Source organism: Arthrobacter sp. RAF14 (assembly GCF_052114185.1).
Classification (GTDB): domain Bacteria; phylum Actinomycetota; class Actinomycetes; order Actinomycetales; family Micrococcaceae; genus Arthrobacter_E.
On sequence record NZ_JBFREG010000002.1, the window covers coordinates 70,791 to 92,749 of the forward strand.

Consider the following 21,959-nt stretch of genomic DNA (forward strand, 5'->3'; position numbering starts at 1 on the left):
GCCGGGAAGATCACCCGATCCGGAAATCGACCGAATGCAGGCCGCTGGAACCGTTCGGCGCCGGCGGGGCCACGTCCGTGGACTGGGGCTGTCCGTCCCGGCCGGTCGTCCGGACCGTCAGCCGGTGTTCACCCGGCCCCGGCGCTCCCCCACTCAGTGCCGCGAGCGGCAGCCACCACTGCCGCCAGGAGTCCGTGCCGCCGTCGCCGCCCAATCGCGCGGGCTGCCAGGCGCCGTCGTCGAGCTTCACCTCGACCGAGGCGACGCCCACGCCCTGAGCCCAGGCCACGCCGCCCAGGACGCCGTCCTGTGCGACGGTGGCGTTCCTGCGGGGTGTGTCGATCCGGCTGGAGCGCTTGATGGGACCGTGGTCGGACCAGCCGCGGGACGTCCAGTACGCCATGTCCTGCGCGAACGTGGTCACCTTCAGTTCCGTGACCCACTTGGTGGCGGAGACGTATCCGTACAGCCCCGGAACGACGAGCCGGACCGGGAAACCGTGTTCGGGCGGCAGCGGCTGACCGTTCATCCCGATCGCGAGAAGGGCACCCCTGGCGTCCGTCAGGGCCTCCAGCGGTGTGCTGGCCGTGAAGCCGTCCACGCTGCTGGAGAGCACCATGTCTGCGCCCTGCCGGACGCCCGCCTGAGCGAGCAGTTCCCGGACGGGCCAGCCGAGCCAGCGGGCGTTGCCCACCAGATCGCCGCCGACCTCGTTGGACACGCAGGCCAGGGTGACGTCCAGTTCGCGCAGAGGCTTGGCCAGCAGATCCTCGAAGGTCAGGGTGACTTCCCGCTCCACCAGGCCGGTGACCTTGAGACTCCAGGAGGCCGGGTCGACGAACGGGACCACCAGGGCGGTGTCGATGCGGTAGAACTCGCCGTTGGGTGTGGACCAGGGCGAGATGCCGGGCACGGGAACGTCCGGCGGGGCGGGCGGCGCGGCCTTCGCCGGGGCGGGAAGCTTCAGCGCGGCGCGCGCCGTCTGGTATCCGCTCCGGGCGCCGCGGGCCACGGCCGTGCCGGCCGCGAGGACGGCGATCCCCACGGCGCTCGCACCGATCGCACCGAGAAACCGCCTGCGGCTGCTCGGGGCGGACGCCCCCGACCCCGCCTCGGCGGGAGTCGGGGCGTCGGCCTCCGCGTCGGCCTCCGGACGCGCCCAGACGCCGAGCCGCGTGATCAGGACGGACAGCACGACGGCGGCCACCACGCCGGAGAGCAGCCCGAGCACCGCGGGCACGGCACCGCCGTCGGGCCGGACCGCGCCGGCCCAGGCGGCCAGCACCCCGATGAGGGAGACGAGCACCAGGCCCGTGCGGCGGCGCCGGGATTCGAGTATCCCGGCCAGCACGGCCAGCACGGCCGCGATCACGCGCATGGCGATACCGAAGACCAGCTTGTCCGAGGTCCCGAAGCTGGCGATGGCCCATTCCTTGACCGGGCCGGGCACGGCGTCGATCACCACTCCGCCTACGGCGTTCAGCGGAGTCAGCGACGGGCTCAGCCAGACACTGAGGAACTCTCCCAGCAGCACGCCGGTCACCACGGCCAGCAGGCCGCAGACCCCGGCCAGCGCCGTCACCCGCCAGGCTCCGACCGGCCTGTGCCGTGGGGCCGTCGGGACGTCCCGGGAAAGCGAGGCACCGTTCATACGTCCAGATTAAGCCGGTGCCACCGATCGAGCGTTCGGATTCACCAGTTATGACAAGACTGAAACATCCCGCGGGCTTCAGGCTGGCGTAGGGTGAAAGACATGGAGAAGACCGCACATGATGCGGGCGTGCGCGTAGCCCTCGGCATGCCCGGGCTGCCCCCTGCCGCGCGGGAAGGCGACCCGACGCCGATGCCGGAACACAGCGGTCTCCTGGACCGCTTCGGCCGCCTCGCCACCGACCTCCGGGTCTCATTGATCGACAAGTGCAATCTGCGCTGCACCTACTGCATGCCCGCCAACGGCCTCGACTGGATGGCGAAGGACCGCCTCATGACCCAGGAGGAGATCCGCCGCCTGGTGCGCCTGGCCGTGGACCGGCTGGGTGTCCGGGAACTGCGGCTCACCGGCGGCGAACCTCTCGTCCGAGCCGATCTGGTGGAGATCATCGCCGGGCTCCGCGAGGATCATCCGGAACTGCCCATCTCGATGACCACCAACGCCGTCGGGCTGGAGTCGCGGGCTCAGGCGCTCAGGGACGCGGGCCTGACCCGGATCAACGTCTCGCTCGATTCCATCCACCCCGAGACCTTCGCCACGCTCACGCGCCGGAACTTCCTGGAACAGGTGCTGCGCGGCGTCGAGGCTGCGGCCCGGGCCGGGCTCACGCCCCTGAAGCTCAACGCGGTCCTGATGCGCGGTCTCAATGACCACCAGGCTCCGGACCTCCTGGCCTGGGCCCTGGAGCACGGCTACGAGCTGCGGTTCATCGAGCAGATGCCCCTGGACGCGGACCACATCTGGCAGCGCGAACAGCTCATCACCGCCGCCCAGACCCGGGAGATCATCGAAGAGCGCTTCGAGCTGGGTCCGGATCCCCGTCAGCGTGACGGCGCCCCTGCCGAACGGTTCACCGTGCGGTCACGGGAGACCGGCGAGGTGCTGGGCACGGTGGGCATCATCGCCTCCGTCACGGAGCCGTTCTGCTCGGACTGCCGTCGCACCCGCCTCACCGCGGAGGGCAAGGTCATGAGCTGCCTCTTCTCGCGGGAGGAGTTCGACCTTCTGGGGCCGCTCCGTTCCGGCGCGGACGACGCAGAACTCGTGCGTCGATGGCAGGAGGCCATGTGGGTCAAGCCGAAGGCACACGGCATGGGCCATGTCGGCCTGGACGCCCCCGATTTCGTGCAGCCGGACCGCTCCATGAGCGCCATCGGCGGCTGAGTCACGCAGAGTCACCCAGGAGAACAGAACAGATGATCACGGTACGGTACTTCGCCGCGGCCAAAGCGGCGGCCGGCGTGGACGAGGAACGCTTCGACGCGCCGCCGTCCACCCTCGCGACCGACGACGGCGCGGCCCCCTCCGCGGGCCCGTTCACCCTGGGCGCGCTGCTGGAAGCGGTCCAGGCGGCCGAGCGGCCGGGCGCCGCCGCAGACGCCCCCGAACTGTCCCGGGTCCTCTCGCGGAGCTCATTCCTCATCAACGGCGTGGCCGCCAAGGACCACGCCAAACCGCTCTCCCCCGGCGACACGGTGGACGTCCTCCCGCCCTTCGCCGGCGGCTGAGCACCACCAGACGAACCCGAGACGTTCGCCAGTGCTGAAAACTGACAGAGGATCTGCGGCCGACGGCGTCAAGGGGCCCCATGCCCTGAGCACAGCGGTCGCCGCGCACGGAGCATGGGGATAGCCGTCAGAGCAGATCCTCTGTCAGTTTTCGATTAGAGCCCGAACGTCTCCGACTCGTCGAACGGCCCCACGACGGTGATCGTCCGAGGCCGGCCGGCCATGTCCCGCGCCAGCTCCAGCACCTGCTCCGCCGTGACCGATTCGATCTGAGCCAGGGTGTCGTCGATGCTCTGGAACTCGCCGGACACCAGTTCGGCCCGGCCCAGGCGGGACATCCGGGAGCCGGTGTCCTCCAGGGCCAGCACGATCCCGCCGGAGAGCTGGCCCTTGGCCTTGCTCAGTTCCGACTCCGTGATGCCGTGTTCCGCGAGCTTCTCCAGCTCGGCCTGGAGCAGGGTGATGACCTGCCCCACCTTGGCCGGGCTGCATCCCGCATACAGACCGAAGTAGCCCGCGTCCGCGTAGCTCGAGGAGAAGGAGTACGTGGAGTAGACCAGCCCCTTCTTCTCGCGGATCTCCTGGAAGAGCCGCGAGGACATGCCTCCGCCGAGCACCGAATTCAGCACGCTCATGACGTAGCGGCGCGAGTCACCGGCCACCAGTCCCGGGCAGCCCAGGATGATGTTGGCCTGTTCCACCTGGCGCTTCACCACGGCGAGACCGGGCCTGCCGCTGATGGCGGCGGCGTCGGAGGACCTGCGGGGCTTCGGAGCGGTGCCCTCGGTCATCGGCCAGCCGGCGGACCGGAGGGCCTCCTCCACGAGCGAGCAGACGACGTCGTGATCCAGGCCGCCGGCGGCGGTGACCACCAGTTCCTGGGGACGGTAGTGCTGCCGGTAGTGCTCCCAGACCGAGTCGCGCGCCACGGCGCGGATGGCTTCGGGGGTGCCGCCGATCGGGCGGCCCAGCGGGTGATCGCCCAGCACGGCGGAGACGAAGTGCTCGTGCGCCACGTCGGTGGGATCATCCGCGTCCATGGCGATCTCTTCGAGGATGACTTCGCGCTCCTGCTCGAGCTCCTCGGGATCCAGGACGGCTCCCGTGATCATGTCCGCGATGACGTCGATCGCCATCGGCAGGTCACGGTCCAGCACCCGCGCGTAGTAGCAGGTGCTCTCCTTCGCGGTGGCCGCGTTGGACTCGCCGCCCACCTCGTCGAAGGCCGAGGCGATCTCCAGGGCGGTCCGGCGTCGGGTGCCTTTGAAGAGCAGGTGTTCCAGGAAGTGCGTGGAGCCGTGCTGGCCTCCGACCTCGTCGCGGGAGCCCACGCCCACCCAGAACCCGATGGTGGCGGAGCGCTGCCCCGGCATCGATTCGGTGAGGACCCGGACGCCGCCCGGGAGGACGGTCCGGCGGACTTCTGCCCCATCATGGGCGTGGAGCAGGACCGGACGGCCCTGCTCCACGCTCAGAGGCAGCTCAGTGGCTGCCATGTACTACTCGCCAGCCGGGGCTTCAGCCTCGTCCTCAACCACCGGGGAGAGGGAGAGCTTGCCGCGGTCGTCGATCTTGGTGATCTCCACCTGGACCTTCTGGCCCACGGAGACGACGTCCTCGACGTTGTCCACGCGCTTGCCACCGGCGAGCTTGCGCAGCTCGGTGACGTGCAGGAGGCCGTCCTTGCCCGGGGTCAGGGAGACGAACGCGCCGAACGTGGTGGTCTTGACCACGGTGCCCAGGTAACGCTCACCGACCTCGGGGATCTGCGGGTTGGCGATGGCGTTGATCGCGGAGCGGGCGGCCTCGGCGGACGGGCCGTTGGTGGCGCCGATGTACACGGTGCCGTCGTCCTCGATGGAGATGTCCGCGCCGGTGTCCTCCTGGATCTGGTTGATCATCTTGCCCTTGGGGCCGATGACCTCGCCGATCTTGTCCACGGGGATCTTCACGGCGATGACGCGCGGAGCGAACTCGGAGAGCTCATCCGGGGTGTCGATCGCGGCGTTGAGCACGTCGAGGATGTGGAGGCGGGCTTCGCGGGCCTGCTTCAGCGCGGCGGCCAGCACGGAGGCGGGGATGCCGTCCAGCTTGGTGTCGAGCTGGATGGCCGTGACGAACTCACGGGTACCGGCGACCTTGAAGTCCATGTCACCGAAGGCGTCTTCGGCGCCGAGGATGTCGGTCAGGGCCGCGTAGCGGGTCTGACCGTCGACCTCGTCGGACACCAGGCCCATGGCGATGCCGGCGACGGGGGCCTTCAGCGGCACACCGGCGTTCAGCAGGGACAGGGTGGAGGCGCAGACGGAACCCATCGACGTCGAACCGTTGGAGCCGAGAGCCTCGGACACCTGGCGGATCGCGTACGGGAACTCCTCGCGGCTCGGCAGCACCGGCACCAGGGCGCGCTCGGCGAGAGCACCGTGGCCGATTTCGCGGCGCTTCGGGGAGCCGACGCGGCCGGTCTCACCGGTCGAGTACGGCGGGAAGTTGTAGTTGTGCATGTAGCGCTTGGTCTTCTCCGGCGACAGGGAGTCGATCTGCTGCTCCATCTTGAGCATGTTCAGCGTGGTGACACCCATGATCTGGGTCTCGCCGCGCTCGAAGATGGCGGAGCCGTGCACGCGGGGCAGGACCTCGACCTCGGCGGTGAGCTGACGGATGTCCGTCAGGCCACGGCCGTCGATGCGGACCTGGTCCTTGAGGATGCGCTGGCGCACGACCTGCTTGGTGACGGAGCGGAAGGCTGCGGAGAGCTCCTTCTCGCGGCCTTCGAACTGCTCGGCCAGAGAGGCGACCACTTCGTCCTTCAGGGCATCGGAGGCGGCGTCACGCTCCTGCTTGTCCGCGATCTGGAAGACCTCGGCCAGGCGGGTCGCAGCGGCGGCCTCGACGGCGGAGAACACGTCGTCCTGGTAGTCCAGGAAGACCGGGAACTCGACCGTGGGCTTGGCGGCACGGGCGGCCAGGTCGGACTGAGCCTCGCACAGGGCCTTGATGAACGGCTTGGCGGCCTCGAGGCCCTCGGCCACGACCTCTTCGGTCGGGGCGGTGGCGCCCTGTTCCTTGATGAGGTTCCAGGAGTTGTCGGTGGCCTCGGCCTCGACCATCATGATCGCGACGTCGTCACCGGCGACACGGCCGGCCACGACCATGTCGAACACGGCGTTCTCGAGCTGGGAGTGCTTCGGGAAGGCGACCCACTGGGTGCCCTGCTCGTCGGCGATCAGTGCGACACGGACGCCGCCGATCGGGCCGGAGAACGGCAGACCGGAGAGCTGGGTGGACATGGAGGACGCGTTGATGGCGACCACGTCGTAGAGCTCGTCCGGGTTGATCGCCAGGACGGTCACCACGATCTGGACCTCGTTGCGCAGACCCTTCACGAAGGCCGGACGCAGCGGGCGGTCCATGAGGCGGCAGGCCAGGATGGCCTCGGTGGACGGACGGCCTTCGCGGCGGAAGAAGCTGCCGGGGATGCGGCCGGCGGCGTACATGCGCTCTTCCACGTCCACGGTGAGCGGGAAGAAGTCGAAGCCCTCACGCGGGTGCTTGCCCGCGGTGGTGGCGGAGAGCAGTGCGGTGTCATCGTCGATGTACACCATGGCCGCGCCTGCGGCCTGCTTGGCCAGACGGCCGGTTTCAAATCGGATCACGCGCTGGCCGAACCGGCCGTTGTCGATGATCGCTTCGGAGAACTGGATTTCGGGACCCTCCAAGGGTCACCTCCGTTTCGTGTGTGAAGACCGTCCGTTCCAGCCCAGGGGCGGCGTCGCCGTCCTGTACGTCACCCGGTCTTCGATCGAGACCCTCGGGCCAGGGCCTGTCCGGCCGTCCCGCGAGTCACTACCGAGGACCGCGAATGCGCGGATCCGGAAGGTCTTCTGCTGATCTACTTACTGATGTGCTGACCTACTTGTGCTGAAGCGCCTCTGGTGAGGCACTTCCGTCGAACTCAGCTTTCGCTGTTGCTGCAGGAAGCGGCCCACTCGATGAGCGGGCCGCTTCCGGACCAACTAGCGGCGCAGGCCGAGGCGCTCGATGAGCGAACGGTAGCGGCTGATGTCGGTGTCGTGCAGGTAACGCAGCATGCGCTTGCGGCGACCGACCAGAGCCATGAGGCCACGGCGGGTGTGGTGGTCGTGCTTGTGGAACTTCAGGTGCTCCGTCAGGTCAGAGATGCGCTTGGACAGCACAGCGATCTGAACCTCGGGGGAACCGGTGTCACCCTCGTGGGTGGCGAATTCCTGGATGATCTGCGTCTTTACGGCGGCGTCAAGTGCCACAGTGAACTCCTAATGAGTTGTGCCGTGCGGCCCGGACAGAAACTCACTGCCGGGTAGCCGCCTCCCGCCGAAGCGGACAGGCAACAGACTCGGCAACCACGGACTGCAGCCGAACCCACCTGTCATTCTATCGGCACACGCCGCAGCTTGTCGAAAAGCGGGGTGGCCCGGGCCGCGGCCTCGCTTGTCCGGAGCGGCGGCGGCCCCCAGACTGTCCTCATGGAGTCTGCACGCGTCACTCTCACGGACCAGCTCACGGCCGGCCGGGCCGCCCGCTCAACGCATCCCCGGCGGGAGCTGGCGCGGCTCAGCACCGACGGGCGCGACCCACTGGGGATCCTGGACCGTCAGAACGCCACGCGCGTCCCGTTCCTGGTCCCGCTGAGGGAGGAGCGCATGGCCGCGTCGCCCTTCGCGTTCTACCGTGGCGCGGCCGCCGTCATGGCCGCGGACCTGGCAAGGGACCGGCACAGCGGCATCCTGGTGGCCTCCTGCGGGGACGCCCACCTCGCCAACTTCGGGTTCTACGCGTCCCCGGAGCGGAGCCTCGTGTTCGATCTCAACGACTTCGACGAGGCCGCCTGGGCGCCGTGGGAATGGGACCTCAAGCGCCTGGTCACCAGCCTCGTCATCGCAGGGCGGGACAGCGGGCGCAGCACCGAGGTCATCGAGAACGCGGCGCTCGCAGCGGTGGACGGCTACCGCCTGGGTCTCGACGCCGCACTCCGGCTGAGCCCCGTGGAACGGTACTACGCGAACGTCGACGCCGAGGAGACACTCAGCAGACTGTCCGGGCCGTCGCGGAAAGCCCTGCAGGACGCGATCGCCAAGGCGAGGAGGCGGACCACCGGGCAGGCGGCGCGGAAATTGACCCGGAAGGGCGACGACGGCCGCATCCGTTTCGTGGACGATCCTCCGGTCATGGAACATGTGGAGCCGTCCCTCACGCGGGATCTCAACGCCCTCTTCAAGGAGTATCAGCGCAACGCCGCGATCGACATCGCGTTCCTGGTCCAGCACTACTCCCTGGCGGACTTCGCCCGCCGGGTGGTGGGCGTGGGAAGTGTGGGCACGCAGTGTTTCGTGATCGCGCTGCAGGACTCCGCGGATGACGTCCTCATCCTCCAGGCGAAGGAGGCCCGCCGCAGCGTGCTGGCCGAATACGGAGGGATCGCCCAGCCGCGTCAGCTGCTCGAGGGCGTGGCCCAGCGCGGTGAAGGCGCGCGCGTGGTGAGGATCCAGAAGATCCTCCAGGCCTGCTCGGACCCGTTCCTGGGCCATCTGAAAGCACCCGAGGGCGATTTCTACCTGCGCCAGTTCCGCGACATGAAGGGCGGGATCGATGCCTCGGCTCTGGAGGACGGCCCCTTCCACGGCTACGCCCAGGCCTGCGCCTTGCTGCTGTCCCGGGCGCACTCCCAATCGCCCGCCGCCACGCGGATCGCCGGGTACCTGGGCCGGGGCCGGAAGGTGGGGTCGGCGCTCCTGGACTGGGCGCTGGCGTATGAAGAGGTCAACGCGGCCGATCACCGGGCCTTCGCGGCACGGCTCTCCTCCGCGGACCACGCGACGGCACTCACTGCTCCACCGGTGTGACGCCTGGGGCACGCGCCCCAGGGACAGCCGGGCCGTGAGCCCGTCGGGGCTTCGGATCCGTCAGGTTCGGGGCGCCGGGACGCCCAGGATCTCCCGCGTCTGCGCGACGTCGAGGCACATCTGCTCCACGAGGGCCTCGGGGCCCCGGTACGCGACCATGCCGCGCAGATGGGAGACGAACTCGACCACGACGCACTGCCCGTAGAGGTTGAAGTCCTCGACGCGCTCATCCGGCCGCCCGATCACATGGGCTTCCACCTGGCGCTCGACGCCCTCGAACGTCGGATTGGAGCCCACCGAGATCGCCGCCGGCCAGCGGGTTCCGGCCTCATCGACCAGCCAGCCGGCGTAGATGCCGTCCGCGGGCACGAAGCCTGAGGAGTCCGGGGCCAGATTGGCCGTGGGGAAGCCGAGCTCACGTCCACGGGCGGCGCCGTGGACCACTTCGCCACGCATGCGGTGCGGACGGCCCAGCACCTCGGCGGCCTGCTCCACGTTCCCCGCGGCGAGGGCCTCACGCACCCAGGTGGACGAGCAGCGGCGCGAGAGGCCGCCGTCGTCGTCGCTGCCGAATTCGTCGATGACCTCCACCTGGAAGCCGAGCTCCGCGCCCAGCTCCCGCATGGTGTCCACATCGCCGCTGTTGCCCGCGCCGAAGCGGGTGTCGTGGCCGATCACGGCTCCGGCGGCGCGCAGCCCGTCCACCAGGACGTCCTGCACGAAGGCGCGCGCACTCATGGCGGCCAGCTCCGGGGTGTAGTGCATGACCAGCACGGCGTCGACGCCCTCGGCGCCCAGGGCCTCCATCCGGTCCTGCAGGCCCATGATCAGCTCGGGGGCGTGCTCGGGGCGGTGGACCTGCGCGGGATGCGGATCGAAGGTCACGACGACGGCGCGTGCGCCACCTTCGCGGGCAGCGGCGACCAGGCGGCTCAGGACTCGGCGGTGGCCCCGGTGCACGCCGTCGAAGTTCCCGATCGTCACCACGGCGGGACCGTAAGCTTCCGGAACCTCCGTGAGGTCCCGCCAAATGTCAACCATGAGCCATCCCCTACAAGAGCGGTGTGCCGCGGCTAGCGGCCTGTCAAGAATACCGGGTGCGCGGGCGGTGATCCCGCCGGCGGTCAGGACGTGGACGGACGCCGCTTGTACAGCCACCAGAGCCCGAGCAGGGGCAGGAGCAGCGGCACGAAACCGTAGCCCTTCCCGAAGCCGGACCAGACCGTGTCCGCCGGGAACGCCTGGGAGTCGAAAACACTCAGGGCTCCGACCACCAGGACACCCAGAAGTTCGAGGCTGACGGCCACCACGGAGACCCGGAAGGACGCGGTGCCGCGGCGCGCCAGAGACACGGTCGCAACGATGTACACCACGGCGGCCAGTGCCGAGAGGAGGTAGGCCAGCGGCGCGGTGTGGAACTTGGTGGCGATCTGATAGCCGGCGCGTGCGGTGGCCGCGAGCGCGAAGATGCCGTAGACGGCGATCAGGAGGCGGCCCGGGCCCGTGTTCCGGGTGTTGCCCTGAGCCGTGTCACTCTGTTCCGCGTTGCTTGGGGGGGTCTTCACCGTGTTCTCCATCTAGTACCAGATCTGGTTCATGCGGGCGGCCATCACGAGGGCCGTCACGCCCACCACCGCCATGACGAAATTGCTCCAGCGCGTGCGTTCCACCACGGACCAGTAGACCGCGCCCAGGGGCAGGACCAGGGCCGTGGTCATGTAACCCCAGAACTCCCAGGTCTCCCCGCGGATCCGCTCCCCCAGGCTCACGCGGATGATCGAGCCCACCAGGTAGACCACGAGCGCGAGCCACACGGCGCCGACCGACAGGATGGTGACGTCATTGGGCTTCTTGCCCAGGACGCCGGCCACCGCGCAGATCAGGGTGGACGCGATGCCCACCACCGCGATGATCCAGAAGTAGGCGTCCATCACCGCTCCCCCGCGCCCGGTCCGGCGGGAGCCTCCGGAGCGTCCGGCGGGAAGACGAGCACGGGCTTGGCATGGCGTCCCGCGTCGGCCAGAAGAGCCACGAGTGTCCCGTCCGGGGCGAAGGCCGCCACGGGGTTCTCCGCGGTGCCGGGCTGTGCCTCGTCGCGCGAGATGCGGCGCCCGTGGGACAGGTCGGCGGCTTCCTCGGCACTGAGCTCCCGCACCGGCATCAGATCGCGGGCGGCCTGGGCCAGGTCCAGGACCTGAAAGTCCTCGGCGAGCTGCTCCAGGGTCCTGGCGGCGTCCAGGGTGAACGGCCCGACTTCGTGCCGGCGGAGGACGGTGAGGTGACCTCCGACGCCGAGTACGGCTCCGAGGTCACGGGCGAGCGCACGGATGTAGGTCCCGGAGGAGCACTCCACGTCCACATCAACATCCACCAGGGAACCGTCCCGGCGGATGTCCAGGATGTCGAAGCGGCGGATCGTGACCGGCCGGGCGGCCAGGGCCACGTCCTCCCCGGCGCGCACCCGCGCGTAGGAGCGTTCCCCGTTGACCTTGATCGCGCTGACGCTGCTGGGCACCTGCTGGATGTCGCCGAGAAACTGCAACACCGCGTCACGGATGGCCCGGTCCTCGACGGCCGAGGCGTCCTGTTCGGCGGTGACCTCGCCCTCGGCGTCGTCGGTCACCGTGGATTGGCCGAGGCGGATGGTGGCGGTGTAGCGCTTCCCGGTGCCCACGATGTACGTCAGCAGACGCGTGGCCTTGTTCACCCCCACCACCAGGACACCGGTGGCCATGGGGTCCAGTGTGCCGGCATGGCCCACCTTGCGGGTCCCCGCCAGCCGACGCATACGCGCCACGACATCGTGGCTCGTCCAACCCTGTGGTTTGTCCACGATCACCAGTCCCGAAAGCACGCCTTCCAGTATAAGAGGTCGCACCCGGCCTCTCGCCCCGCCGTCCACACCCGGAACTGTCACGGGCGGTTGCACGAGCCGGCCGACAGGTCATACGGACTCCCCCGGCAGCCGTCGTCATGGGGAGGGGTACCCATCGCCTTCGCGGCCTGAGCCATGCCACAATTGCTCCAATGATTGCACTAAAAAGTGTCATCTGACGCAGTAGCAAGGATCAGGGAACCATGTCATTCTTCACCTCTCGCACCCGCAGCGCGGGCACCGTCGCAGCCCTGGCCGCTCTGGCCCTGGGCTTGAGCGCCTGCACCATCACCGTGGACACCAAGAAGGATCCGGCGCCGGTGGAGAGCTCCTCGAGCACTCCGTCGCAGACCCCGGAAGAGACTCCGTCCACGGAGGCGTCCCCCTCGGACACCCCGTCTGAGACGCCGTCGGAAACCAGCGCCGCTCCTGCAGCGGACCCCCAGGGCGGCCCGTCCGTAGACCAGATGACCCCCGCGGGCACCACGCTCAAGATCGGCCAGACCGGCAAGATCTTCGTCCAGACCGGCAAGCCCGGCAAGGACTACTACGACAAGCAGCTCTTCGATGTGAAGGTCACGAGCATCGAGAAGGGCTCCTTCGCGGATTTGTCCGGCCTCAAGAACTCGGACAAGTACAAGGGCTACGTGCCCTACTACATCCACAGCGAGGTCACCCTCAAGCAGACGCTGAACCCGATCAAGACCTCGGTCTCCTGGACGCACTCGTCCTTCAAGGGCACCCTCGCCGGCGGCGCCCCGGCCGGCAGCCTGATCATCTTCGGCGGCTTCGACAAGTGCCCGTACTCCAAGAGCTTCCGGGCCATCGGCGACACCCAGGTGGACTGCCAGATCGCACTTGCTCCCACGGGCACCGCGGTGACCGGGGTGGCCTACACCGGCAACTCCAGCAACTACCTCAGCTACGACCTGAACCCGTACCGCGACAAGCCCCTCGTCTGGGCCAAGTGAGGCCGGGCGGGCCCTCCCCGGAGGGGCCGCGGATGTGAGCGGGTACGACTGAGGCCCACCGGGACATCCCGGTGGGCCTCAGTCGTACCCGGTGCCTCACGGCATCGGGCCGGGCGCAGGATCAGGCTTCCTGGTCCTCGTCGTCCTTCTTGTACGGATCGGACTCGCCTGCGAAGACGGCCCCCTCGGCCAGGGCCGCCACTTCGGCGTCCCGTTCCTTGGCCTTGCGGATCAGCTCCTCGAGGTTCGAGGCGTTCTCCGGGATCTCGTCGGCGACGAATTCCAGGGTCGGGGTCAGGCGGATGGTCAGATTGCGTCCGACCTCCCGGCGCAGGATCCCCTTGTTCTGGGCCAGTACCTCTTCTGCCCCGGCCCGGGCGGCGGCGTCGCCGAGCACCGTGTAGTAGACGGTGGCGTGCTGGAGATCATTCGTGACGCGTGCATCGGTCACGGTGATGTCGAGCGCCCGCTCGTCCTTGACGGCTTTCCTGAGCGCCTCGGCCACCAGGACCTTGATGCGCTGCGCCAACCTGCCGGCGCGTGCTGGATCTGCCATGTTCTCCTCCTCAAACGTCGTGTGACGGTGAACGGAAGGCCGGGCCCACGGTCTCCCCTGGGCCCGGCCTTCCCGACACTCCTAGACGCGCGGCTTCTCGCGCATCTCGAAGGTCTCAATGATGTCGCCCTCGGTGAGGTCGTTGTACGAGCCGAGGCCGATGCCACACTCGAAGCCCTCGCGGACCTCGGTGGCGTCGTCCTTGAAGCGCTTCAGCGAATCGATGGACAGGTTCTGCCCAATGACCTTGCCATCGCGCAGCACACGGGCCTTCGCGTTACGGCGGATGAGGCCGGAACGGACGATCGAACCCGCGATGTTGCCGAACTTGGACGAACGGAACACTTCGCGGACCTCGGCCGTGCCCAGCTGGACTTCCTCGTACTCGGGCTTGAGCATGCCCTTGAGCGCGAGTTCGATGTCGTCGATTGCCGCGTAGATGACCGAGTAGAAGCGCATGTCGACACCTTCACGCTCGGCCAGTTCGGCCACGCGCTCGGCGGGCTTGACGTTGAAGCCGATGATGATGGCGCTGTCCACGGTGGCCAGGTTGACGTCGTTCTGCGTGATGGCACCCACACCGCGGTGGATGACGCGCAGCTGGACGTCGTCGCCCACGTTGATCTTGAGCAGGGCGTCCTCGAGGGCTTCGACGGCACCGGACACGTCACCCTTGAGGATGAGGTTGAGGGTGTCGATCTTGCCTTCGGCCACGGCCTGGTCGAAGTCCTCCAGGCTGATGCGCTTGCGGCGCTTGGCCAGGGCGGCGTTACGGTCGGCGGCTTCACGCTTCTCCGCGATCTGACGGGCGGTGCGCTCGTCAGCTGTCACGAAGAAGGTGTCACCGGCGCGCGGCACGCTGGACAGACCCAGCACCTGCACCGGACGGGACGGACCCGCCTCGGTGAGGGATTCGCCGTCTTCGTCGAACATGGCACGGACGCGGCCGTGAGCCGTGCCCGCCACGATCGTGTCACCGATGTTCAGCGTGCCGGACTGCACCAGCACGGTGGCCACGGAACCACGGCCACGGTCCAGGTTCGCTTCGATGGCGATGCCTCGAGCGTCCTTGTCCGGGTTGGCACGCAGGTCCAGCGCGGCGTCGGCGGTCAGCAGCACGGCCTCGAGGAGGTCATCGATGTGCAGGTTCTGACGTGCGGAGACATCCACGAACATGGTGTCGCCACCGTATTCCTCGGGAACCAGGCCGTACTCGGTCAGCTGGCCACGGATCTTCTCCGGGTTGGCGCCTTCCTTGTCGATCTTGTTCACGGCCACCACGATCGGCACATTGGCCGCCTGAGCGTGGTTGAGGGCCTCCACCGTCTGCGGCATGACGCCGTCGTCGGCGGCGACCACGAGGATCGCGATGTCGGTGACCTTGGCGCCACGGGCACGCATGGCCGTGAAGGCCTCGTGACCGGGGGTGTCGATGAAGGTGATGTCGCGCTCGACGCCCTCGTGCTCATGGGTGATCTGGTAGGCACCGATGTGCTGGGTGATGCCACCGTGCTCACCGGCCACCACATCCGAGCTGCGGATGGCGTCCAGCAGGCGGGTCTTACCGTGGTCGACGTGACCCATGACGGTGACGACCGGCGGACGGGCCTGCAGCTCGTCGTCGCCCTCGGCCTCAAGCTCGGCGTCGAAGTCGATGTCGAAGCTGCTCAGCAGTTCGCGCTCCTCGTCCTCCGGGGACACGATCTGGAGCTTGTAGCCCAGCTCGGCGCCCAGGAGTTCGAAGGTCTCCTCGTCCAGCGACTGGGTGGCCGTGGCCATCTCGCCGAGGTGGAACAGCACCGTGACGAGCGACGCCGGGTTGGCATCGATCTTCTCGGCGAAGTCCGTGATGGAGGAACCACGGCGCAGGCGCACGATCGTCTCGCCATCGCCACGGGGCACGCTCACGCCGCCCAGCGACGGTGCGCTCATCTGCTCCAGTTCCTGGCGCTTGGCACGCTTCGACTTGCGCTGCTTGCCACGACCGGCGCCGCCCTTGCCGAAGGCGCCCTGCGTGCCGCCGCGTCCGCGGCCGCCCTTGCCGAAGCCACCGCCGGCGGGGGCGCCGCCACCGGTTCCGCCACCCGGACGGCCGGGGCCGCCACCGGGACGAGCGCCCGGACGGGCCGCCGCACCGGGAGCGGGACGCTCGATGCGGCTGGGCATCATGCCCGGGGTCGGACGGGGACCGCCGGGGCGCGGAGCACCCGGACGGGGAGCGCCAGGACGCGGAGCACCCGGACGGGGACCGCCCGCACCTGCGGCGGGACGGGGCCCACCGGCGCCGGCTGCCGGGCGCGGACCGCCCGCACCTGCGGCGGGGCGGGGTCCACCCGGACGGGGCATGCCCTGGGAACTGGCGAACGGGTTGTTACCCGGACGGGGAGCACGCTCGCCGTCGCGCCCACGGGGCATGCCCTGCGAGCTGGCGAACGGGTTGTTGCCCGGACGGGGGCCACCGGCACGAGGACCGGACTGGCGCTGCTGGGAAGCCGGCTTGGCCGCGCGGGCCGCAGCCACACGGGCCGCTTCCGCTTCGGCTGCTGCACGGGAACCCGGCTTGGGTGCTCCACCCGGCTTCATGCCACCCGGACGAGCAGCCGAGGAGGCTTCCGGAGCGGAGGACGCCGACGGCGCGGCAGGTGCCGCGGGAGTCTGAGGTGCTGCGGGGGCGGAAGCCGCCGCAGGTGCTTTCGGGGCCGCCGGGGCGGCGGCCTTCGCTGCGGGTGCAGCGGACGGGGCGGGAGCGGAAGCCCCACCCGGGAATGCGTCACGCAGTTTCTTCGCCACCGGGGGTTCGATGGTCGACGATGCGGAACGGACGAACTCTCCGAGGCTCTGCAGCTTTGCAAGCGCATCCTTGGAGGTGATACCGAGCTCCTTGGCGAGCTCGTGTACGCGGACCTTGGCCACATTTCTCCTGTCTCGGTCCGCGCATCAGCCTTGGCACGAACCGTCTAATACTTCTTCCTGCCCTGAGCCATGGAAAGCGGCTCGGGGCGCTGTGCAGCGCGCAACAGATTGGTCATGGTTACGCGCTCATCGCAGGGAACTCATCGGGTTTCCATCAGATTTCTGACCCGCTTTCGGTTAGGACGGTCGTCCCCTGAGGCGTTTCCGCCCCGGTGGGGACACTGTGCGGCGCCAGCTTCTCCTCCAGGCCGTCGCTGACGACGGCGCTCCGGAAGGCACGCGCGAACGCACGCTTCCGCTGGGCGAGGGCAAGGCACTCAGTGGTGGGGTGCAGCCATGCACCCCGGCCGCCCACCCGACGTCGCGCGTCCACCACCACAAGGCTTTCACCTGTGTGAGAGGTCACGGTCGCCAGCCGGATGAGCTGATCCTGGGTTTCCCGGCGACGGCATCCGACACAGGTCCGCAGAGGTGCACTTGTCGGTGCTGCCACATGCGCCTGCCTCGCCTAAGGTGCGTGCGCCGCCCAGGGGCGGACACGCAAATGCCATGCCGGGGAACCGGCGTTATCCATTCTACGCCTTCTGGCGGACCCCTCCGTGCGCGACGGCGCGTCGGGGTCCGCCTGGGGCTTTACTCGCCGGCCGCGTCGGAGACGATGTCGATCCGCCAGCCCGTGAGCTTGGCGGCCAGACGGGCATTCTGCCCCTCCTTGCCGATGGCCAGGGAGAGCTGGTAATCCGGCACCACCACGCGGGCGGACCGGGTCGCGGGGTCCGCGATGGTGACGCTCGTGACGCTCGACGGCGAGAGAGCGTTCGCGATGAACGTCTCCGGGGTGTCGGAGAAGTCGACGATGTCGATCTTCTCGTCGTTCAGTTCGGTCATGACGGCGCGCACTCGCGAGCCCATCTCACCGATGCAGGCGCCCTTGGCGTTGATGCCGGGACGGTTGGCACGCACGGCCATCTTGGTCCGGTGGCCTGCTTCGCGGGCCAGAGCGACGATCTCCACGGAGCCGTCGGCGATCTCCGGGACCTCGAGTTCGAAGAGCTTGCGGACCAGACCGGGGTGCGTCCGGGACAGCGTGATGCTGGGGCCCTTCTGGCCGCGCTGCACGCTGACCACGAACGCGCGGATGCGGTTGCCGTGCAGGTACTTCTCGCCGGGAACCTGCTCGGGCGGAGGCATGAGGGCCTCCACACTGCCCAGGTTGACCTGGACCATGTGGGCCGAGTGTCCCTGCTGGATCTGACCGGCCACGAGCTCGCCTTCACGGCCCTTGAACTCGCCCAGCACGTTGTCATCCTCGACGTCACGCAGACGCTGGAGGATGATCTGGCGGGCGGTGCTCGCGGCGATGCGGCCGAATCCGTCCGGGGTGTCATCGAATTCGCCGACGACGTTGCCGTCGTCGTCGATCTCGCTCGCCCAGATGGTCACGTGACCGCTCTTACGGTCCAGCTCGGCGCGGGCCTGGTCGATCGCGCCCGGCGTCTTGTGATAGGCCACCAGCAGTGCCTGCTCAATGGTGGGGATGAGCTTGTCCAGGGGGATCTCGCGTTCCCGTTCCAGGAGTCGCAGCGCGCTCATGTCGATATCCATTTAGGCCTCCTCAGTTTCTTCGGGGTCCAATGCTTCGTCCAGCGCCGCATGGTCCAGATGTGTGAATTCGATCTCCACCTTGGCCTGGCGGATCGTGCTGAAGGGCACCGTGACCGGTGCGCCTTCCTTGGCTTTGACGCCCTTCTTCGCTTCGAGCTGCGGGATCAGGGTCACTGCGTCCTCGTGGACTTCGCGGATCCGTCCGGTGAGCGGTTCAGTATCGGCCGCCTTCACGCGCACCAGGCGGCCGAGGTTCCGGCGCCAGTGGCGTGGCAGGGTCAGGGGGCGGGAGACGCCCGGCGACGAGACCTCCAGCTCGTAGGGCTGGGATCCGTCCAGGGGATCCGCGTCCAGCGCCGCCGAAATCTCGGTGGAGACGGCTGCGATGCGATCCAGGCTCACCCCGCCCTGCTGATCCTCCGGGAGGTCCACCAGCACCTGAACGGTGCGCTGGGTCCCGGCACGGTGGATCTCCACCTCTTCGAGGAAGAGGCCCTGTCCGGCCACCACGGGTTCCAGGAGTCCATGCAGCCGTGCTGCTTCGGAGTCCTGACCGCCCCGGTCTGGCGTAGTCGAATGTCCGGCACCGCTCATGGTCCGCAAGGCCTCCCTGATTGAAGTTTTCAGACTATAGAGTATCGACTTTTTGCCTTCTGCGGCTTACGGACGCCGTATCCCTCTGCCCGGAGCGGGCCTCGACGCCGGGAATCGCGCGGCCGTGGCAAGATCGTGGTGATGAAAAACGCGGAGAAGACGGGACGGACGGGCACGGTCCTCCGACGGGTGGGAGCCTCGGCCGTGGTGCTGGCCACAGTTCTGGGGCTGAGCGCGGCCGTGAACCAGGTGCTCTCGCCCGACCCTGTCGAGGCGACCGCTCAAGCCCCCCAGACGGTCCTCGCCGCGGCCACCGGCGATCTCGCATCCCGCGCACGGCTTCTCGCCCCGGCCGCCGGAGCCAAAGTGGCCGCTCTGGCCACGGTGCTGGAGCAGCAGAACACCGCTCTGACCCCCGCCGGCGCCCACCCGCCCGTGGCACGACCGGCCTCGCCGTCCGCCAGCTCAAGCAGCACGGGCCTGCCACACCTCGTGGAGGACGCCCAGGCCAGCGTCGCGGACCTTCTCCGGCAGGCTCAGCGGGAGACGGACGGCGGACTCGCGCGGCTGTACACCGCCGCCGCGCAAGGACGGCTGGAGGCGCTGCGCCCCCTGATCCCGTCGGGCGGGCCCTCCCCCACCGATCTGCTGAAGCCGGCTCCTCCCGCTCCCCCGGTGTCCTGTGCGTCCGGCACCCCCACTCTCGCCGGCGTCGCCTCGGCGGCCCCGACGACGGCGGGCGCCGCCCCGCAGACGAGCGACGCGCCCAGCGGCCCGGCGTCGTCCTCCGCGGCCGTGCCCACGGCCTCCCCCGAGGCGGTCGACGGCACGCAGGCGGTCCTGCGTGCCGGCAGGCACCTCGCCTACCTTTACCAGGTGGCGGAAGTCCGACTGGACCGCGACGCCCGCGCCGCAGCCGACCGGTTCGACGCGGCCGTCCGGAAGGGCGGCTCGGAAGCGACCGCCTGGCTGAGGGCCACCTGCGCCACGCCGTCCGTTCCCGAGGCCGGGTACGAGCTGCCGACGTCCTTCCTCAAGGACCCCGCCACGGGGCTCGGCGCCGTCGAAGAGGAGCGGGCGAACGCCTCGCTCGATCTGGTGGCGGTCTCCGACGGTGGGCTCAGGGCCTGGGCCATGTCCCAGTATCTGGAATCCGGGGCGCGAGCACGCCATTGGGTTCCCGACACCGGCTCCGGTCAGGCCCTCCCCGGGATTCCGGCCGCCGTGACTCCGGCGCCATCCGGAACTCCAGCGCCATCCGGAACTCCTGCGCCGTCCGCGACGCCTTCACCCGCCTCCCGCTGAACCCGGGGGCGCCACCCGGAAATCCAGGGTCACCGCACCGCTTCACCGGGCCGCCGTTTCCCGAATTCACTGAGCCAAGGCTTACTTCACCAAGCCGAGCCTTCGCTAAATTAGTGAAGGCAAACATTGCTGGAAATGTTTTTCCCGGAGTGATTTCCTGAAGACATGACGACAGTGGACATCAAGGCCGGGGCCGTGAAAAAGAGCGCCCGGGGCAATCTTGCACAGCGGCTCAACTGGCTGCGCGCGGGCGTTCTCGGCGCCAACGACGGCATCGTCTCGGTGGCCGCCATCGTGGTCGGCGTCGCCGGCGCCACCACCCAGCAGGGCCCTCTCCTGGCGGCCGGTGCGGCAGGCCTCATCGGAGGCGCCATCTCCATGGCGCTCGGCGAGTACGTCTCGGTCAGCAGCCAGAGTGACAGCCAGCGCGCGATCGTGCGGCAGAAACGCCACGCCCTGCGGGAGAATCCCGCGGCGGAACTCACACGGCTGAAACAGGGTTATATCGCCCAGGGGATTTCCCCGGCCACGGCAGCGCTCGTCGCCGAGGAATTGAGCGCCAAAGATGCGCTGGGAGCTCATCTGAAAAGCGAATTCAATATCGATGAAGAGGAAATCGTCAGTCCGTGGCACGCCGCCCTCGCCTCGGCGCTGGCCTTCACCGCCGGGGCGATCCTGCCCCTCCTCGCGGTGCTCCTCCTGCCAGCCGGGATCCGGATCCCCGTGACCTTCGGGGTGGTGCTCACGGCTCTCGCCGCAACGGGCGCGGTGGGCGCCTGGATCGGAGGCGCGAGCGTTTCCCGGGCGGCCGTGCGAGTGGTGATCGGCGGAGCCCTCGCCCTCACCGCCACCTTCCTGGTGGGCAGCCTGCTGGGACAGTCGGGAGTGATCTGATCCCGGGAAGGACCCCAGAACGCCGCGCTCCCGCGTTCGGTGACTCTGAGCATCCGGCAGTCCCCGCCGATCCCGCGAGACTAAGCTGGGACCGTGAGCTCCCCCGTGACCATACCGCCCGGCCTGGCCAGGAGAATGACCCGGAGTGCCGAAGGCGCCCGGTGGATCGCCGCCTTGCCCCGTCTGGTCGAAGAATGCTTCGCCACGTGGGAGCTCCGGCTGGACCTCTCGCCCGATTTCACGGTGCTGCACGGTTACAGCGGACTGGTCATCCCGGTTCACGGGCCGGACGGCGCAGCAGTGCTCAAAGTGTCGCTGCCGGTGGAGGAGACCCTGTCTGAAGGGCCCTCTCTCCGCGTGTGGGGAGGCAAGGGGGCGGTCCGAGTCCTTCAGGATGACGCCGGTCGGTGCGCCCTGCTGCTGGAAAGGCTCGACCCTCACCGGACCCTCATCAGCATGGATCTCGACCAGGCCGCGGATGTCTGGGGCGGGATCGTCCGGCGTCTGAGCGTGCCCGCGGCGGCCGTCAACCGCGTGCTCGGTGACACCCCTGCGCTGGCTGCCATCCCCCGGCTCTCCGACACCGCCGAACGCTGGTGCGACGAACTGCCCCAGAGCTGGCAGGAGGCCGGGGAACCCTTCCCCCGCTGGCTGCTGGAAGCCGCCCTGGAGGTGTGTCAGGTGCACGGCACAGTGGGACGACGCGAATCACGGGAGGTTCTGGTGCATCAGGACCTCCACTTCCTGAACATCCTGGCGCGGCCCGGCGGTCCGGCGTCGGCGGCCCCCGAATGGGTGGCCATCGATCCACAGGCCGTGCTGGGCGATGCGGAGTTCGCCCTCCCGCCGGTGCTGCGGAACCGGCTGGCCGAGTACCCGGTGGTGCGTCCGGCCGACGGCGTGCTGCGCCGCCTGGAGGACTACTGCGCGGCCGGCGGGCTGGACCCGGAACTCGCCCGGCAGTGGAGCATGGTCAGTTTCGTGGAGGACGCACTGTGGTTCGCCGCGAAGGACGGGCACGAGGGCGAGACGGAGCGTTCGCTCTGGCTGGCCTCCGCGCTTGCCGGGAATGTCCTGGACGACACCATCGACCCCCGGCGCCTGCACGATCCAGGCCAAGTCGGCTGAAACCAGGTGGACTGAGC

General features: G+C 69.1%; 20 protein-coding genes. 7 read left to right on the plus strand and 13 right to left on the minus strand.

Annotated elements, in window-relative coordinates; translation table 11 throughout:
• Nucleotides 1-10: 10 nt before the first annotated feature.
• A complete protein-coding gene (locus tag AB4Y75_RS07935) occupies nt 11-1,651 on the minus strand; it encodes a molybdopterin-dependent oxidoreductase (RefSeq protein WP_441435339.1) in 1,641 nt (546 codons plus the stop codon).
• Nucleotides 1,652-1,798: 147 nt separating this feature from the next.
• Here AB4Y75_RS07935 and moaA point away from each other — a divergent pair, with 147 nt between their 5' ends.
• On the plus strand, nt 1,799-2,875 hold the full coding sequence (moaA, locus tag AB4Y75_RS07940) for a GTP 3',8-cyclase MoaA (RefSeq protein ID WP_441435764.1): 1,077 nt from the start codon (nt 1,799-1,801) through the stop codon (nt 2,873-2,875).
• Nucleotides 2,876-2,907: 32 nt separating this feature from the next.
• On the plus strand, nt 2,908-3,219 hold the full coding sequence (locus AB4Y75_RS07945) for a MoaD/ThiS family protein (protein ID WP_441435340.1): 312 nt from the start codon (nt 2,908-2,910) through the stop codon (nt 3,217-3,219).
• Between the two features lie 155 nt (nt 3,220-3,374).
• On the opposite strand, the gene AB4Y75_RS07950 is transcribed toward AB4Y75_RS07945, so the two are convergent.
• The 3 genes from AB4Y75_RS07950 to rpsO form a co-directional block, all read right to left on the minus strand.
• The gene (locus AB4Y75_RS07950; RefSeq protein ID WP_441435341.1) at nt 3,375-4,715 is read right to left on the minus strand and encodes a M16 family metallopeptidase; all 1,341 of its coding nucleotides are present in this window, start codon (nt 4,713-4,715) and stop codon (nt 3,375-3,377) included.
• Nucleotides 4,716-4,718: 3 nt separating this feature from the next.
• Nucleotides 4,719-6,938 carry a polyribonucleotide nucleotidyltransferase gene (locus AB4Y75_RS07955; protein ID WP_441435342.1) on the minus strand — a complete coding sequence of 740 codons (2,220 nt, stop codon included), beginning with the start codon at nt 6,936-6,938 and terminating at the stop codon, nt 4,719-4,721.
• Nucleotides 6,939-7,235: 297 nt separating this feature from the next.
• Nucleotides 7,236-7,505 carry a 30S ribosomal protein S15 gene (rpsO, locus tag AB4Y75_RS07960; RefSeq protein WP_441435343.1) on the minus strand — a complete coding sequence of 90 codons (270 nt, stop codon included), beginning with the start codon at nt 7,503-7,505 and terminating at the stop codon, nt 7,236-7,238.
• A 219-nt stretch (nt 7,506-7,724) separates the two neighbouring features.
• Between rpsO and AB4Y75_RS07965 the strand changes: the two genes are divergently transcribed.
• Nucleotides 7,725-9,101 carry a DUF2252 domain-containing protein gene (locus AB4Y75_RS07965; RefSeq protein ID WP_441435344.1) on the plus strand — a complete coding sequence of 459 codons (1,377 nt, stop codon included), beginning with the start codon at nt 7,725-7,727 and terminating at the stop codon, nt 9,099-9,101.
• 60 nt (nt 9,102-9,161) lie between these two features.
• Here AB4Y75_RS07965 and AB4Y75_RS07970 read toward each other — a convergent pair whose 3' ends face one another.
• The 4 genes from AB4Y75_RS07970 to truB form a co-directional block, all read right to left on the minus strand.
• Nucleotides 9,162-10,142: a bifunctional riboflavin kinase/FAD synthetase gene (locus AB4Y75_RS07970; protein ID WP_441435345.1), complete on the minus strand. Its 981-nt coding sequence runs from the start codon at nt 10,140-10,142 to the stop codon at nt 9,162-9,164.
• Between the two features lie 83 nt (nt 10,143-10,225).
• The gene (locus AB4Y75_RS07975) at nt 10,226-10,666 is read right to left on the minus strand and encodes a hypothetical protein (protein ID WP_441435346.1); all 441 of its coding nucleotides are present in this window, start codon (nt 10,664-10,666) and stop codon (nt 10,226-10,228) included.
• 12 nt (nt 10,667-10,678) lie between these two features.
• Nucleotides 10,679-11,032: a hypothetical protein gene (locus AB4Y75_RS07980; RefSeq protein WP_441435347.1), complete on the minus strand. Its 354-nt coding sequence runs from the start codon at nt 11,030-11,032 to the stop codon at nt 10,679-10,681.
• The gene (truB, locus tag AB4Y75_RS07985; RefSeq protein WP_441435348.1) at nt 11,032-11,955 is read right to left on the minus strand and encodes a tRNA pseudouridine(55) synthase TruB; all 924 of its coding nucleotides are present in this window, start codon (nt 11,953-11,955) and stop codon (nt 11,032-11,034) included. The genes AB4Y75_RS07980 and truB overlap by 1 nt, the downstream gene beginning before the upstream one ends.
• Nucleotides 11,956-12,179: 224 nt before the next feature.
• Here truB and AB4Y75_RS07990 point away from each other — a divergent pair, with 224 nt between their 5' ends.
• Nucleotides 12,180-12,947, plus strand: coding sequence for a hypothetical protein (locus tag AB4Y75_RS07990; RefSeq protein WP_441435349.1), 768 nt, complete (start codon nt 12,180-12,182; stop codon nt 12,945-12,947).
• A gap of 121 nt (nt 12,948-13,068) precedes the next feature.
• Here AB4Y75_RS07990 and rbfA read toward each other — a convergent pair whose 3' ends face one another.
• The 5 genes from rbfA to rimP all read right to left on the minus strand — a co-directional run bounded on the left by rbfA (nt 13,069) and on the right by rimP (nt 18,615).
• Nucleotides 13,069-13,503 (minus strand): 30S ribosome-binding factor RbfA, encoded by a 435-nt coding sequence (gene rbfA, locus AB4Y75_RS07995; protein WP_441435350.1) that lies wholly within the window; start codon nt 13,501-13,503, stop codon nt 13,069-13,071.
• An 81-nt stretch (nt 13,504-13,584) separates the two neighbouring features.
• Nucleotides 13,585-16,416 (minus strand): translation initiation factor IF-2, encoded by a 2,832-nt coding sequence (gene infB, locus AB4Y75_RS08000; protein ID WP_441435351.1) that lies wholly within the window; start codon nt 16,414-16,416, stop codon nt 13,585-13,587.
• Between the two features lie 154 nt (nt 16,417-16,570).
• Nucleotides 16,571-16,909: a YlxR family protein gene (locus AB4Y75_RS08005; protein WP_441435352.1), complete on the minus strand. Its 339-nt coding sequence runs from the start codon at nt 16,907-16,909 to the stop codon at nt 16,571-16,573.
• Nucleotides 16,910-17,049: 140 nt separating this feature from the next.
• Nucleotides 17,050-18,021 carry a transcription termination factor NusA gene (gene nusA, locus AB4Y75_RS08010; protein ID WP_441435353.1) on the minus strand — a complete coding sequence of 324 codons (972 nt, stop codon included), beginning with the start codon at nt 18,019-18,021 and terminating at the stop codon, nt 17,050-17,052.
• Complete coding sequence (gene rimP / locus AB4Y75_RS08015; protein ID WP_441435354.1) at nt 18,022-18,615, minus strand: ribosome maturation factor RimP; 594 nt, start codon at nt 18,613-18,615, stop codon at nt 18,022-18,024.
• Between the two features lie 141 nt (nt 18,616-18,756).
• Here rimP and AB4Y75_RS08020 point away from each other — a divergent pair, with 141 nt between their 5' ends.
• The 3 genes from AB4Y75_RS08020 to AB4Y75_RS08030 all read left to right on the plus strand — a co-directional run bounded on the left by AB4Y75_RS08020 (nt 18,757) and on the right by AB4Y75_RS08030 (nt 21,942).
• A complete protein-coding gene (locus tag AB4Y75_RS08020) occupies nt 18,757-19,920 on the plus strand; it encodes a DUF4439 domain-containing protein (protein WP_441435355.1) in 1,164 nt (387 codons plus the stop codon).
• Between the two features lie 165 nt (nt 19,921-20,085).
• On the plus strand, nt 20,086-20,814 hold the full coding sequence (locus AB4Y75_RS08025) for a VIT1/CCC1 transporter family protein (protein WP_441435356.1): 729 nt from the start codon (nt 20,086-20,088) through the stop codon (nt 20,812-20,814).
• A gap of 93 nt (nt 20,815-20,907) precedes the next feature.
• The gene (locus AB4Y75_RS08030) at nt 20,908-21,942 is read left to right on the plus strand and encodes an aminoglycoside phosphotransferase family protein (RefSeq protein ID WP_441435357.1); all 1,035 of its coding nucleotides are present in this window, start codon (nt 20,908-20,910) and stop codon (nt 21,940-21,942) included.
• Nucleotides 21,943-21,959 lie beyond the last annotated feature (17 nt).

Coding starts and splice junctions, on each gene's coding strand:
- AB4Y75_RS08020 (WP_441435355.1), top strand. CDS start 18,757: ATGAAAAACGCGGAGAAGACGGGACGGACGGGCACGGTCCTCCGACGG.
- AB4Y75_RS07965 (WP_441435344.1), top strand. CDS start 7,725: ATGGAGTCTGCACGCGTCACTCTCACGGACCAGCTCACGGCCGGCCGG.
- AB4Y75_RS07935 (WP_441435339.1), bottom strand. CDS start 1,651: ATGAACGGTGCCTCGCTTTCCCGGGACGTCCCGACGGCCCCACGGCAC.
- AB4Y75_RS07970 (WP_441435345.1), bottom strand. CDS start 10,142: ATGGTTGACATTTGGCGGGACCTCACGGAGGTTCCGGAAGCTTACGGT.
- AB4Y75_RS08025 (WP_441435356.1), top strand. CDS start 20,086: ATGACGACAGTGGACATCAAGGCCGGGGCCGTGAAAAAGAGCGCCCGG.
- AB4Y75_RS07990 (WP_441435349.1), top strand. CDS start 12,180: ATGTCATTCTTCACCTCTCGCACCCGCAGCGCGGGCACCGTCGCAGCC.
- moaA (WP_441435764.1), top strand. CDS start 1,799: ATGCCCGGGCTGCCCCCTGCCGCGCGGGAAGGCGACCCGACGCCGATG.
- AB4Y75_RS07950 (WP_441435341.1), bottom strand. CDS start 4,715: ATGGCAGCCACTGAGCTGCCTCTGAGCGTGGAGCAGGGCCGTCCGGTC.
- rbfA (WP_441435350.1), bottom strand. CDS start 13,503: ATGGCAGATCCAGCACGCGCCGGCAGGTTGGCGCAGCGCATCAAGGTC.
- AB4Y75_RS07945 (WP_441435340.1), top strand. CDS start 2,908: ATGATCACGGTACGGTACTTCGCCGCGGCCAAAGCGGCGGCCGGCGTG.
- AB4Y75_RS07980 (WP_441435347.1), bottom strand. CDS start 11,032: ATGGACGCCTACTTCTGGATCATCGCGGTGGTGGGCATCGCGTCCACC.
- nusA (WP_441435353.1), bottom strand. CDS start 18,021: ATGGATATCGACATGAGCGCGCTGCGACTCCTGGAACGGGAACGCGAG.
- rimP (WP_441435354.1), bottom strand. CDS start 18,615: ATGAGCGGTGCCGGACATTCGACTACGCCAGACCGGGGCGGTCAGGAC.